Here is a 13,454-nt window from a genome sequence, read left to right as displayed (position 1 = left end):
TTCCATGAATTACAATCTTATGCGGGAGTTTGCCGACAGCTGGGGTCTGGTCGCCATGGCGCTTTTCTTCGCGGGGGCAAGTGTCTTTGCCCTGCGTCCCGGCAGCCGCGAGCTGGCGGACGAAGCTGCCCGAATTCCGCTTCAGGACGAGTGATCATGAGCGAGGAGCACATCGATGAAGTCTCTGGGGTCTCGACCACCGGCCACGAATGGGACGGCATCCGCGAGCTGAACAACCCGCTTCCGCGTTGGTGGATCACCATCTTCTACGTCACCATCGTCTGGGCGATCGGCTACACAATCGCCTATCCCGCATGGCCACTGCTGCACTCTGCGACGACGGGTGTTCTCGGCTATTCGAGCCGCAATGACGTCAAGAACGAACTGGCGGATGCGGAAGCAGCGAAGAGCAAATACCTAGCGGCGGTGAAGTCGAAAAGTGTCTCGGAAATCGAATCGGATGATGCCTTGCGCGAATTCGCCATCGCCGCCGGCGGCGCCGCATTCAAAGTCAACTGCACGCAGTGCCACGGCTCCGGCGCCGAAGGATCCAAGGGCTTTCCCAACCTAAACGACGACGACTGGCTGTGGGGCGGAAAGGCCGATCAGATCCAGCAGACAATCACGCATGGGATACGCTTCGCGGCCGATCCAGACACCCGACTGTCAGAAATGCCCGACTTCGGCGACATCATTACCGCCGACGAGATCAAGCAGGTTAGCGCATATGTCGTCAGCCTCTCCGGCAAGGTCGCCGATGCAAGTCTGATCCTACCCGGTGCCGAAGTCTTTTCCGACAATTGCGTCGCCTGTCATGGTGAGAACGCGGAGGGGAACAGGGAATTTGGGGGTCCCAACCTCACCGACGCCATTTGGCTGCATGGGGCCGGCGAGGCAGCTGTCGCCGCCCAGGTCCGCGCGCCAAAGGAAGGTGTCATGCCGGCCTGGCTCGGCCGTCTCGGCGAGATCAAAGTCAAGGAGCTGGCGGTCTATGTCCATTCGCTTGGCGGCGGAGAATAGGAAGGAAAGCCCTATTCTCGGCCTCCCCCTGCCAAGCGACGAGGCCCGGCGCGAGCCGGGCCTCGACACCATTTCGGCTGCGCCGCATCATCAATGCGGAACGCTTCTGACATCGGCTGGGAGTGGAGATGCACGTGTGCATTAGTACGCGAATAGAACGGCTCGAAGCCTCGGCCATGAATTCCCCCAACCCGCGCCGGCCGCATTATGCCAGACGCAAGAAAATCTTCCCCAAGCGCGCCTCAGGCAGCTTTCGCCGCTTCAAATGGCTGGTGATGGCGATCACGCTTGGCATCTACTACCTGACGCCGTGGCTGCGTTGGGATCGCGGTCCATTTGCCCCGGACCAGGCCGTGCTGCTCGATCTCGCCAATCGGCGCTTCTACTTCTTCTTCATCGAGATATGGCCCCAGGAATTCTTCTATGTGGCCGGCCTCCTGGTCATGGCCGGCGTTGGACTTTTCCTGATCACCTCGACTGTCGGGCGTGCCTGGTGCGGCTATGCATGTCCGCAGACCGTATGGGTCGATCTGTTCCTTGTCGTCGAACGTGCGGTCGAGGGGGACCGCAACGCCCGCATGAAACTTGACGCTGGCCCCTGGACCGCCCGCAAGCTGATGCTGCGCCTATCGAAGCACGCCGTCTGGTTGGTGATCGGCGCGGCGACCGGCGGCGCCTGGATTTTCTATTTCGCTGATGCACCGACACTTATGGGCGAGCTTTTCACCGGTACCGCAGCGCCTGTCGCCTACATCACCATCGCCGTGTTGACGGCGACCACCTACACGTTCGGCGGCCTGATGCGCGAACAGGTCTGCACCTATATGTGCCCATGGCCACGCATCCAGGCAGCCATGCTCGACGAGAACTCGCTCACCGTCACCTACAATGAGTGGCGCGGCGAACCGCGCTCGCGTCACGCCAAGAAGGTGCAAGCGATAGGGCAGTCCGTCGGCGACTGCGTCGACTGCAATGCCTGCGTCGCGGTCTGCCCAATGGGGATCGACATTCGCGACGGCCAACAACTCGAATGCATTACCTGCGCGCTGTGTATCGACGCCTGCGACGGCGTCATGGACAAGCTCGGCAAAGAGCGCGGGCTGATCTCCTACGCGACGCTCTCCGATTACAACGCCAACATGATGCTGGCGACCGCAGGCGGCTCCAGTTCAATCAATCCGTCGCTGGTCAGGACTGCCGTCGGCACCTTCTCCGATCAGGTGGCGCATTTTCACATTCGCAAGATCTTCCGGCCGCGCACCTACGTCTACATGGGCCTGTGGTCGCTGATCGGGCTGGGCCTGCTCTATTCGCTGCTGACGCGCGATCGGCTCGAGCTGAACGTGCTGCATGACCGCAATCCGCAATTCGTCACGCTATCCGATGGCTCCATCCGCAACGGCTATACCGTCAAGCTGCTCAACATGATCCCTGAGCCAAGGACGATCGTCGTCACCATGCAGGGCCTGGAGGGTGCCGATATGGTCGTCGTCGGCGACGACATCCCGGCCGGCCGGTCTTTCGCCATCCCGGTCGAGCCCGACCGCCTGAAAACGTTGAAGGTCTTCGTTCGCCGGCCGGCGGACCAGATCCACGCACCGGCACAGACCTTCAAGTTCCGTGTCGAGGATAGAGCGAGCTTCGAGTCGAACGAGTACACCGCCACATTCAACGCGCCAGAGGCCGCCAAATGACCGCCAATGCCCAAAAGCCTCGCGAATTCACAGGCAGGCACATGCTGGCCATCATTCTCACCTTTTTCGGGGTGGTCATCGCGGTCAACCTGACCATGGCCACGCTCGCCAATACGAGTTGGACCGGCCTCGTCGTCGAGAACACCTATGTGGCCAGCCAGCAATTCAACAAGGAGGCCGAGGCCGGCCGCGCCCAAGCAGCGCTCGGTTGGACCGGCAAGCTGACCATCGCATGGGGCGAAGTCCGCTACAGCCTCTCCGACGCAGCCGGCAAGCCGGTTCCTCTGCACGGTGTCAAGGTGCTGTTTCGTCATCCCGCCTACGAGAAAGAGGACGAATCCGTCACGCTCGCCCTCGCCTCAGGCAAGGAATTCGCAGCGCAGCATATGCCGAAGGACGGCGTCTGGATCGTCGAGGTCGACGCCGATGCCGGCCTGGCGCGACCCTATCGCGACGTCCGCAGGATCATGATTTCTCATGGAGCGCTGCAGTGAGCTGTTGTGCACCGGGCGCTGAAATGGCGCTGGATCTGAACGGCGCCACATCGGTCCTGCCATCCAGCCAGGAGATCAGGTTGGCGAGCCGATCGCTTGGCGACGATCTTCGGCAGACCGACCTTTCAGTGCCGGCGGTTCATTGCGCGGCTTGTATCCAGACGATCGAGGCGGCACTTGGAAAGCTCGATCACGTCGAAGGCGCGCGTGTCAACCTGTCGACGAAGCGGGTCGCGGTCCGGTGGCGTGGAGACGAGGTGCCACCGTTCATCGCCGCGCTTGGAAGACTGGGCTACGAGGCGCATCTGTTCGCACCCGAGATCGACGACAAGGACAAGACGCTTGCCGAACTGATCCGCGCCGTCGCTGTTGCCGGTTTTGCGGCGGGCAACATCATGCTGCTTTCGGTCTCTGTCTGGTCCGGCGCCGAAGGTGCTACCCGCGACCTGTTTCACTGGGTCTCGGCGCTGATCGCCATTCCTGCCCTCGCCTTCGCCGGCGGCATCTTCTTCCGGTCGGCCTGGAACGCCTTGCGTCATGGCCGCATGAATATGGACGTGCCCATCGCGGTCGGGGTTTCGCTCGCCTACGCCATGAGCCTCTATGAGACGATCAATCATGGCGACCACGCCTATTTCGACGCGTCGGTATCGCTGCTGTTCTTCCTTTTGATCGGACGCACGCTGGATCATGTGATGCGGGAGCGTGCCCGGACTGCCGTGAAGGGCCTGTCTCAGCTGGCAGCGCGTGGCGCCATGGTGCTGCGCGGCGATGGCGCGCGCGACTATCTGCCGGTCGGCGAGATCGAACCAGGCATGCGGTTGTTGATCGCGGCCGGTGAGAGGATCCCCGTCGATGGCAAGATCATCCAGGGAACATCGGATCTCGACTGCTCGCTGGCCTCAGGCGAAAGCACGCCGAAAAACGTGGCGCCGGACGAAGCGGTACAGGCCGGCGTGCTCAATCTTACCGGCCCGCTGACGATTGAGGCGACAGCCGCCGCAAGGGATTCATTCCTGGCGGAAATGGTCCGGTTGATGGAGGCTGCCGAGGGCGGCCGCGCGCAATATCGCCGTATAGCCGACCGCGTTTCAGCGCTTTATGCCCCGGTGGTCCATCTCACGGCGTTTGTGACATTCCTGGGCTGGATAGCGGCGACCGGAGACTGGCATCGGGCGATGACGATCGCCATCGCCGTCCTCATCATCACATGCCCGTGCGCGCTTGGCCTCGCGGTGCCGATCGTGCAGGTGGTCGCCGCACGGCGCCTGTTCGAGAACGGCATCATGGTCAAGGACGGCTCCGCCATGGAACGCCTGGCAAGCGTGGACATTGCGGTGTTCGACAAGACCGGAACGCTGACGCTTGGCCAGCCCCGGCTCATCAACGCGCCGTCGATCGATCCGGCCATGCTGACAGTCGCAGCCGACCTGGCGGCGCACTCGCGTCATCCGTTTTCAAAGGCCATAGCCGGCTTTGCCATTCCTGGCGGGCAGCTCAAATTCGATGCCGTCACCGAGCATCCGGGATTTGGAATCGAGGCCACTGACGCGGGAAGCACCTGGCGCGCGGGAAGTACCTGGCGACTGGGCCGACGCGGATGGGCTGGCTGGAAGGCTCGAACCGGCGGTGAAGGCAAACACGGCTACGGCGGAACGGTGCTGACGAGAAACGGGATGATCGCCGCATCCTTCGTTTTCGAGGACGCGTTGCGCGCCGACGCCAGAGCGGCCATCGATCAATTGAGCGACGCCGGAGTTCCAGTGGAGATGCTGTCGGGCGATACCGCGGCAGCCTGTGCCGAGGTTGCGAAGTCACTCGGAATCGACGACTTCGTTCCGTGCCTGCTGCCGTCCGGCAAGGTCGAACGCATCGAGCGTCTGGCGAGAGACGGGCACAAGGTTCTGATGGTTGGCGACGGGCTCAACGACACGCCGGCGCTGAGCGCTACGCACGTCTCGATCGCTCCCGCCACTGCCGCCGAAATTGGCCGCAATGCAGCCGACTTCGTTTTTCTGCGCGAAAGCCTTCTGGCTGTGCCGCTGGCGCTTGACGTCTCGCGCCAGGCAGGACACCTGATCCGCCAGAACATCGCGATCGCAATCGTTTACAACACTGTCGCCGTACCGATCGCCGTCCTGGGGCACGTGACACCATTGATAGCGGCGATCGCGATGTCCGCCTCATCGCTGCTCGTCATTGGAAATGCGCTGCGTTTGCAAGGCTTTGCGCCGAAAAGGATGACGAGAGTTTCTTCGACAGCCGCTGGTTCCGGCATTCAGGCATCGGCGCAGCCGTCGTGACGACACTTGTCTATCTCATTCCGGTGGCTCTGTTTCTCGGCGCGCTGGGGCTGTCTGGCGTTATGTGGGCCTTGAGGAGTGGTCAATATCAGGATCTCGACGGCGCCGCCGAGCGGATCCTCATCGACCAGGATGACGATCTGGAACGCTGAATGAAGCCGCTGTCCATGTTCTGGAACAAGGTGGGGATGCTCAGCAGCTTGCAATCCCCAGGCCCGACCTGACGTTGATTGTGAAAAGCCCCTCTGACAGTGATTGCGTTGCCCAGTCCACGTGCGGAGTTGGCGGCGTACGGGTTGCGAGCGCGAGTTCGCGATCACCAGTGGAGCGGGAGCCCGCGCTACCTTCCAATGCGTCTGGCTGATCCAGATCAGGACTATCTCCTCATTGCCGTGCTTTATCGGCCCTGCAAGGGAGAACTAATGCTCAGTGGGAGTTTGGCCGCCAGTGTCACCGTCTCGACGGTTTTGGCTTTTTTCACGCTAGGGTCGGCTCTGCTGCTTCGACGAGCCGCGGCCGAAGACCTATGCGCGCTTTCGATCAAAACGGCCACGAAGAATGATCAGAGCCAGATTAGGCCATGTGGGAGCGCGGGCGGCGGCCAGATCATTCCGCGGGTCTGGGGTGACCCGCTCGACGATGGTTGATGCCGACCCTGTGCGCAGCGTGATTGCGGCGCTTCGCCCGTCAACAGCCGGCACTGTGAGAACCTCGCTTGCTGGCTGGCCTTACGCTTGGCTGCGAGGAGACTATGACTGGTCCAATCATGCGCGATTGAACCGATGGTATGATTCGGGTTTTACTGCCCTGCGCCTTGGGGCGATGCAGCCGCCCGAAGGCGGCGCACAGCACCGGTCCGGCTGTAACCTGCATCTGCCCTGCACAATCCACCCATGGCGGTACGGTGATGTGCAGCCCTAACCATAGCTTCGATATTGTTGTCGTGGGAGCCGGGCCGGTCGGCCTTTCATTCGCCGCTTCGCTCGCCCAAAGCCAACTCAAGGTGGCAGTTGTTGAACAGAACTCCATCGACTGTCTCGCGAATGCGCCTTTCGATGGCCGCGAAATCGCTCTGAGTTCCGCCTCCATCAGAATCCTTCGCCAGCTCGGCGCTTGGGATACGATCCCAGCTTCGGAGAAATCTCCGCTTTATGGCGCGCGCGTGCTCAACGGTTCGAGCGCTTTCGCACTGCGTTTTGACGCTCCCATAGCGTCTGGAGAACCCCTCGGAATTTTGGTCCCGAACTGCCGCATTCGCGATGCGTTGTTCAAAGTCGTTCGGCTGCGTGACGAGCCACTTCTGCTGTGCGGCCACCCGGTTGTCCGTGCAACGACCAGCCACAAAGGAGCAGTGATAACGCTTTCCGACGGCATGCAGTTGAGCGCCAGGCTTGTTGTTGCCGCGGATTCGCGCCTGTCCCCCACGCGTGATCTGCTAGAGCACATCCTGTTTAATCTGGGTCATATCCTGCGGCCTTGAAGTAGTTTGCGCATTCGGCTGGTGTGAACTGGTCGAGGATCGAACCGACGGCGTCCCACAGGGCGTTGATGGTTCTCTCGGCTTTGGCGCGCATGAGAGCCTTGAGTTTTGAGAAGGCGTTTTCGATCGGATTGAAGTCGGGCGAGTATGGCGGCAGGAACAATAGCTTGGCGCCGACCTGTTCGATTGCCTCTCGCACGCCTGCCGCCTTGTGCGCCGGCAGGTTGTCCATCACGACGACGTCGCCCGGCGCCAGGGTCGGGACCAGGACCTGATCGACATAGGCAAGGAACACACTGCCGTTCATGGCACCGTCGTAGACGAATGGTGCGGTCATACCCGTCAACCTCAGCGCGCCGGTGAAGGTGGTCGTCTTCCAATGGCCGTGCGGCACGCCGGCCCGGCAGCGCTCACCGCATGGCGCACGTCCCCGCAGACGGGCCATCTTGGTCGACAGCCCGGTCTCGTCAATGAAGACGAGCTTCGCCGGATCGAGATCGAGTTGGCCGTCGAACCAGGCGCGGCGGCGCTTCAGGATGTCGGGGCGGTCCTGCTCCAGTGCGTGTGCGGACTTTTTTTGAACGTCCACCCGTGGCCGCGAAGCCATGCGCTCAAGGCGCTGCGGCTGATCCGCACCGACCGCTCGCCTTCCAGCCGCTCTACCATCTCGTTCAACGTGATGTCCTTGCGCTCATCGATCAGCCCGACGATGAAGGCTTCATGCGCATCGAGGCTGGACGCGCGGCGGCGGCCTTGCGGCCGCGGCGCCAGTTCGCCGATCTTCGCCCGCGCGATCCAGCGGATCGCACTCGATATCCCGACCCCAAACCGCGCCGCAGCCTGCCGGGCCGACATGCCCGCGTCAGACGCCTTCAGGACCCGCAGCCGGAGATCCTCGCTCAGTGATCTTCCCATCATCCACCTCACCAAAGTGGATGTTGAATCATCTGCCAAGGCCGCCGTCACATCACAATCGATTCATCGATCACAGGACGTGCTCTAGGCATTGGCGCCGACATTAATTGGCTTGGCCACTCGATGCTGATCTGCCGGGTGCGGCATGAGGGCGCCCATCACCAGGTGGCAACCGAATGGTTCGATCATCATCAAACGATAGCGATGTTGCCTCTCGGGGAGGGGGTGTCCTCGCTGCTGCTCACTCTGCCCTCAAGCGAGGCCGATAGTCTGCTTGCGTTCAATGACGATTTGTTCCTCTTGGAATTGACGAACCGGTGTCGAGGCCGTCTCGGGAAGATGGGATTGGCAAGCAACCGCCACACCTATCCGCTGGTCACCACGTGGGCGCACAAATTTAAAGCTCCGAGCGCGGCACTCATCGGAGACGCTGCTATCGGAATGCATCCGGTGACTGCCCATGGCTTCAACATCGGTCTCAGCAGCCAAAAGCAACTTGCCGATGCAATCTTAACTGCAAGTCGCGACGGCCGTGACATTGCCGATCCCGCCATGCTGCACAGATACGAAAGGTGGCTGCGCCTGTCCGCGGCGCCTCTGTACCACGCTACGAATATACTCGTCGGCCTCTACTCGAGCGAGCAACCGGTGGCACGGCTTGCACGCCATGCGGGGCTTCGGTTCGCCCAACATGTTCCCCTTGTCCGGCATGTCATCTCGGCCATGCTCAAACGATGAAAGCACCAGATCGGAAATCGTTCCCCGAGCAGCGAAGCTAGAACCATATAGCCCAACCGTGTTCCTTCCTAAGTTGTACTGAGCTGCAGCGCCAGTCGGAGCGGCAGTGAAGTATCACTCGCCGGGTTGTTGGTCTAACACGTTCTGCGGTCATCCCCGATCAAGTGAGGCGACTTTGGCCGCCGCTCACCGCCGGCTCGAAGAAGAGATGGGACTTGATTGCCGCTGGGCCAGCCGGCGTGTTCGATATGAGGCGCGCGTCGAAACTGGACTGATCGAGCGCGAAATTGATTATTGGTGCGTGGCTGTATGCAACGGAATCCCGGCGCCCAATCGGGCTGAGGTAAGTGACTGGACCTACCTTCCTACTCCGACACTCTCCCGATATCTGAGTGAGAAACCTTCCGAGTCGGCGATACCAGTTGGGCCGCGTGGAGGGCGAGCGCGCCCGCGATGCCGCCGATCGTGCAGGGCGATGGCGTTCGCCAATTGGGGGATTCCGACCTCGGCCAGCGTGCAGGCGGTACGCCGGGCGCTGCCAGCGGTGAAGATCGCGTCGGGCGGGATCCGCGACGGCGTCGACGTGGCCAAGGCCATCGGCTTGGGCGCGGACATTGCCGGGCAGGCGGCCGGCGTGCTGCGGGCGGCGACGGTGTCCACCGAGGCGGTTGTCGCGCATTTCGAGATCGTCATCCGCCATTTGGCCGTCGCTTGCTTCTGCACCGGCTCGGCTGATCTGGCCGCGTTGCGGCAGGCGCGCCTGCTGCCCTCGGCGCATCAGCCCACCGGTTGACGTTTCGGCGGGCGCCTAGGCTAACAGAGTGCCTTTGTCGTGAGAGGTCTCGGCCTGCCTTTTGCGCGCACGAGGCGTCTATTCTCCCGCGTTCGAAAACTGTCTTACAGTTCAGCCGTGTGCGGTTACAGACGCGGTTGTTCGAAAACCAACGCTCAGGCCACGAGTATTCCCTCGGCGGGCCAGCCGTGCCATGTTTTTCCGTCTTTCAAGAGCAGCCTCACAACAAACTTTTGTTGGCATGCCGGTTGCATGGTCGCCGCAAAGGACCGGCACGACCACGGGGTCTCGCAGTCCATACGCCGGAGTTCAAATGACCTCGATTCGATCAATGGATGCCACAGACCTGCACCGTTAAGTTCATCCCCTAACCTTCGTCCGCGTCTGGAAACCACCGAGCGGGGCCGCTCATCGAACTCCGCCACGTGCACCAAACTGACAGCGATGTTGCCGAGCGCAACTCATTGCGCCTTGACTTCCCAGGAAAGACCCCCAAAGGAGCCCTGAAGAAATGAACGTGCCGAGTTATGCCGCGGCCTTGCCAGATCAGCGGGCCGCGCGGGGGATCTTCTCTCACCGAGCTGACAACATCAATCGCCGCCTGCGAATACGCCCGCTTGGGCTGGTTAGCGATTTTGTCGCCGACCAACTCCCGCACCGTATCGCCGAGGTCAAAAATAGTGAACGGCGTGCTGAAGCGGTCAAGGCGCTCGGGCGTAGCATTGATACGATGCTAGCGGGAGAGGACTACGAGGCGCACCTGCTAAACCTGACCCGGTCCGAGTTTGGGGTCGCCAAAACAGACATCCAATATCTCGTCAATATTGCTTATCAGATGTCTGCATTTGCGGGACTTAACCATGACGATGCAGAGTTAGCGGTGGGAGGGCGTCTGAGGCGTATTGCAGATTTAAGTTGCAAGCAGCAGCCTAGCATAGATGTTCTTTCCTATGAAGATATGATCCTTACCAATCCCGTAGAGAGCGATCCTCGAGTATATTGTCTCGACTCAGCTGGTGTCGAGGAGCGAGATTTCTGCCTAGGTCACCAACTCATTGAGAGAGACTTGCAGTTCGCAATCGACGCCCTGCTTATGTTGCGTGACGAGGTCGGGCCGGATGCGCACCAGTGCCTTACGCTGTGCCTAGAGCACCTGGAGTTGGCGAATTACATTCTGACGCGCTTTCATGATTATATGTCGCCCGATCTATTTGGCGAATTTCGCGAGTTCTACGGAAAAAACCCATACAAGAATAGGCTGGCCCCAAGTGGCCGATTCTCGGCCCGCATTGTCGCGGTCTCTGTACTGCTAATCGGTGAAGAAATCTTCTGTCAAAAACCGCAATTCTATAGGGACGTTTATCGGCTGTCAGAATATTACCCCAGAGGATGCATTGGGGCGGTCTTTGGCTGGTTGTCACCAGATAAGAGGCGCGCGGGGGTCCGGCCAGGCTGGCTTGAAGGGAAAGCAGCCTTTCCTAAGATTGCAACCGTCTCGCCCGTCGTGGAGCGGAAAGGCACTCATATCCGAGAGCTGTACGCGTCCTGTGTCGATGCGCTGGATCGGTTCACCCGGATGCATCGGAAGACGGCCTTTAAGCATACAATTGAACCGGGTCGCCCCATCGCTGGAGTTGAGGCGTCGGAAAGCATGGACGCTGTGCTTTCACAGCGGCTGTTAACGGCGGCGGATCAAAGCTGACGGGCGCAATTGTCTGCGTAAAAACCGGCGCAACTCCAGCCGCGCCGGCATCCAATAGGTGATGGTCGATGTCTCAAGACGGCATGGTCTTTCGCAGGTTTGAACGTGAGGATGTTGATAGTGTATGGCACCTGCATAGGAGTGCATCCGAGGCTGTTGGTGTGTATGGTCCGGAAGGGGTGTGGGAGGATGATTTGCGCAATGTCGAAGAAGCTTATATCGAATCTGGCGGGGACTTCGTGGTTGCGCATATTGGTACCCAGCTCGCAGCTATGGGCGGATTGCAGCCTGTCGACGATGAAATCGCAGAGCTCAAACGTGTGCGGGTCGATCCCGCCTTTCAACGACGAGGGCTTGGAAGGAGAATTCTTAGCGAATTGGAATCGCGAGCCGTTGCTCTCGGATTCAAATACATAGTGCTCGAGACGACCACAATCCAAGTAGGGGCTCAAAAACTCTATGAGACGGCTGGATATATTGGCCGCGGGGAAGGGATGTTGCACGGATATGCCGTGATCTTCTACGAAAAGCGTCTCTCCGGCCACGATGCTATTGGTTTCTGAGTGCCCACCATCCGCCTTTCATATATGCAGGTCAAATGTAAGGGGCGCGTCTCTATACGATGAGCCGCAGATTGAGGATCAATGGGTGCCAGGTCCGGCTGCTCAACTCGCCACCGTGCCGGATGCCAATTCCTGGGCTGTTTGCCTTCGCCAGGCGCTAGAGCGAGGGCTTTGGGGTCGGCCGGGCTGCTTCGGGAGCCCACCTGCCACGGCCGCGCCTGCTCAACGTCGTCACCTGTCCGAATCCCAGCGAACGCCGGCTGTGGAAACAAGCTGAGTTAGGATGAGTGCTGTGCGCAGACCGGCGAGTTCTTGATCATCTGGCGGCGGTTCCTTTCGGGTGAGCCGACCGACTTCGAGGGCAAGTACCTTCCGCAATGGAAACGGCCTTACCTTCCCGCCGGTGCAGCAGCCCATTCCGCACTCTGGTTCGGAGGCTCCTCAAACGCGGGTGTCGTGGTCGGGGCCTAGGTGTAGATGCCTATAGGAGCTCGGCAGGCTGGATCCGCTTGAAGTCCGGCGCAAAGTCGGGGCGACCCACTCGGGCTTTCCATTCGTTGATCGTGCTAAGGCGGAGGGCGAAGCCTGGGCTGCCCCGCCGACCACGTCACGGACTACCTGATTGCCTAAGCCCGGGAGAAATTTGTCCACACCTCGGAACAGTGGACGGGGCGAATGTTGGCACTTCATCAGGGCAGGCGCAACCGGTTCCGAGCTTGTGAGCAGGGCCAGGTGAATTGAGGCGCCGAAGGGCACTGGCCGGCAACCCGACAGTGTCGCCGCGCCTCTGCTAATACCAGGTTAGCATAGAGCCGGCTGGGCTACCCGAAACATCGGCGATATATGATGCAGTCAAAAGTGTGCATGCCACAAGAGCGGCTACATTGTTGTAGCCTTTTCAACAGCGTAGGAATCCGTCGGTATTTTTGGCGGTATCGTGAAATAAATTCGCACAATTTACCAAGGAAATCATGTACTTATAAGTCTCGTTGATGATTGAGTGGGAGTAGAGGACAGGCGGCAAGGGCGTTAGCCTGCCGAGCGCCCCGGCCCGATCGTCACCTTCCGCTGTTTGTTTGCGATAACCTGTTCGATTTCCCAGCAAAACACAGGAATGATCGGAACGAAGTTGGGACAGGTGTACAGCGCAGTCGGCCTGTTGGAGAGTTGCGGCATGCAACGGCGCGCAAATAGGCGGGTTTGCTTCGTGCCCCAAGACCGTCATTCAATGGCTGCGCCTCATCCACCAAGTTGGCGCAGAACAACCGTTCGGGCCGCAAGTTGATGCAGGCTTATTTTCGGCAGCGCGGCGTGACGTGAGGTTTTCGGGCAAGCAGAATCGCGCACCGGCGATCTCAAGCACGCCGTTGCGAGTGCTCGGCGGTCCGGCGGTTCCCAACAGCCGTCGGTGTTAGTCATGCTACCGTTCAGCAATGCGATTCAACCCAACCCGTGCCTACGGCGGTGAGCTTTTCATTTCGAAGACAGAATTAATGATGGGTCATAGAGGGCGAAGGCACTGCCGGTATCGAGCCGGAGCAACTATTCGAGAGTGCCATTAAATAGCAAGTCGCATCGGGCGTGACTGTTATGCTAATATGAACATCTCCAATTCGATGCGTCAGTGTCTGACGATAGGTACTCAGCTGATTCGCCTATCGAGCACGGCCGCGGGAAATAAACATCCCGGGCCGAAGCCAGTTAGGGGGCCTGTAGAGGGAGGACCGTCGACGGGCTAGCAGGAGAAAAGGG

The 13,454-nt window shown here is 60.4% G+C and carries 9 protein-coding genes and 4 pseudogenes; 12 read left to right on the top strand and 1 reads right to left on the bottom strand.

What is annotated here, in order from left to right; genetic code table 11:
- Window positions 1-4: 4 nt before the first annotated feature.
- The 7 genes and pseudogenes from AC0NIH_RS29820 to AC0NIH_RS29790 all read left to right on the top strand — a co-directional run.
- Window positions 5-154: a cbb3-type cytochrome c oxidase subunit 3 gene (locus AC0NIH_RS29820; RefSeq protein ID WP_473468882.1), complete on the top strand. Its 150-nt coding sequence runs from the start codon at window positions 5-7 to the stop codon at window positions 152-154.
- A 2-nt stretch (window positions 155-156) separates the two neighbouring features.
- Window positions 157-1,020, top strand: a complete 864-nt coding sequence (ccoP, locus tag AC0NIH_RS29815) for a cytochrome-c oxidase, cbb3-type subunit III (RefSeq protein ID WP_473468884.1) — start codon at window positions 157-159, stop codon at window positions 1,018-1,020.
- A 128-nt stretch (window positions 1,021-1,148) separates the two neighbouring features.
- The gene (gene ccoG / locus AC0NIH_RS29810) at window positions 1,149-2,714 is read left to right on the top strand and encodes a cytochrome c oxidase accessory protein CcoG (RefSeq protein WP_474025095.1); all 1,566 of its coding nucleotides are present in this window, start codon (window positions 1,149-1,151) and stop codon (window positions 2,712-2,714) included.
- On the top strand, window positions 2,711-3,208 hold the full coding sequence (locus AC0NIH_RS29805; RefSeq protein WP_023764648.1) for a FixH family protein: 498 nt from the start codon (window positions 2,711-2,713) through the stop codon (window positions 3,206-3,208). Before ccoG ends, AC0NIH_RS29805 begins: the two co-directional genes overlap by 4 nt.
- Window positions 3,205-5,511, top strand: coding sequence for a cation-translocating P-type ATPase (locus tag AC0NIH_RS29800; protein WP_474025094.1), 2,307 nt, complete (start codon window positions 3,205-3,207; stop codon window positions 5,509-5,511). The genes AC0NIH_RS29805 and AC0NIH_RS29800 overlap by 4 nt, the downstream gene beginning before the upstream one ends.
- Window positions 5,508-5,663: a cbb3-type cytochrome oxidase assembly protein CcoS gene (ccoS, locus tag AC0NIH_RS29795; RefSeq protein WP_473469841.1), complete on the top strand. Its 156-nt coding sequence runs from the start codon at window positions 5,508-5,510 to the stop codon at window positions 5,661-5,663. Before AC0NIH_RS29800 ends, ccoS begins: the two co-directional genes overlap by 4 nt.
- 755 nt (window positions 5,664-6,418) lie before the next feature.
- Window positions 6,419-6,949, top strand: a pseudogene (locus tag AC0NIH_RS29790) (FAD-dependent monooxygenase); the annotation flags it as partial.
- A gap of 13 nt (window positions 6,950-6,962) precedes the next feature.
- Here the strand turns inward: AC0NIH_RS29790 and AC0NIH_RS29785 are convergent.
- Window positions 6,963-7,906 (bottom strand): IS630 family transposase gene (locus AC0NIH_RS29785; protein WP_474025262.1). Its coding sequence is split into 2 segments (ribosomal slippage): window positions 6,963-7,570 and window positions 7,570-7,906, totalling 945 coding nucleotides; the frame shifts between segments, so codons are not numbered across the junction.
- Between the two features lie 66 nt (window positions 7,907-7,972).
- Between AC0NIH_RS29785 and AC0NIH_RS29780 the strand changes: the two are divergent.
- The 5 genes and pseudogenes from AC0NIH_RS29780 to AC0NIH_RS29760 all read left to right on the top strand — a co-directional run.
- Window positions 7,973-8,644 (top strand): annotated as a pseudogene (locus tag AC0NIH_RS29780) (5-demethoxyubiquinol-8 5-hydroxylase UbiM); the annotation flags it as partial.
- 106 nt (window positions 8,645-8,750) lie between these two features.
- Window positions 8,751-8,963: pseudogene (locus AC0NIH_RS29775) on the top strand (NUDIX domain-containing protein); the annotation flags it as partial.
- Between the two features lie 92 nt (window positions 8,964-9,055).
- A pseudogene (locus AC0NIH_RS29770) lies at window positions 9,056-9,437 on the top strand (alpha-hydroxy-acid oxidizing protein); the annotation flags it as partial.
- Window positions 9,438-9,948: 511 nt separating this feature from the next.
- On the top strand, window positions 9,949-11,139 hold the full coding sequence (locus AC0NIH_RS29765; RefSeq protein ID WP_473468420.1) for a hypothetical protein: 1,191 nt from the start codon (window positions 9,949-9,951) through the stop codon (window positions 11,137-11,139).
- Between the two features lie 68 nt (window positions 11,140-11,207).
- Window positions 11,208-11,702 carry a GNAT family N-acetyltransferase gene (locus AC0NIH_RS29760; protein WP_473468422.1) on the top strand — a complete coding sequence of 165 codons (495 nt, stop codon included), beginning with the start codon at window positions 11,208-11,210 and terminating at the stop codon, window positions 11,700-11,702.
- Window positions 11,703-13,454 lie beyond the last annotated feature (1,752 nt).

It is taken from the genome of Mesorhizobium sp. WSM1386 (assembly GCF_055901595.1).
This window is presented reverse-complemented; position numbering and strand designations above follow the sequence as displayed.

Excerpts from the sequence above, each read along its gene's own strand:
- AC0NIH_RS29760 (WP_473468422.1), top strand. The coding sequence starts at position 11,208 with ATGTCTCAAGACGGCATGGTCTTTCGCAGGTTTGAACGTGAGGATGTT.
- AC0NIH_RS29765 (WP_473468420.1), top strand. The coding sequence starts at position 9,949 with ATGAACGTGCCGAGTTATGCCGCGGCCTTGCCAGATCAGCGGGCCGCG.
- ccoP (WP_473468884.1), top strand. The coding sequence starts at position 157 with ATGAGCGAGGAGCACATCGATGAAGTCTCTGGGGTCTCGACCACCGGC.
- ccoG (WP_474025095.1), top strand. The coding sequence starts at position 1,149 with ATGCACGTGTGCATTAGTACGCGAATAGAACGGCTCGAAGCCTCGGCC.
- AC0NIH_RS29805 (WP_023764648.1), top strand. The coding sequence starts at position 2,711 with ATGACCGCCAATGCCCAAAAGCCTCGCGAATTCACAGGCAGGCACATG.
- AC0NIH_RS29820 (WP_473468882.1), top strand. The coding sequence starts at position 5 with ATGAATTACAATCTTATGCGGGAGTTTGCCGACAGCTGGGGTCTGGTC.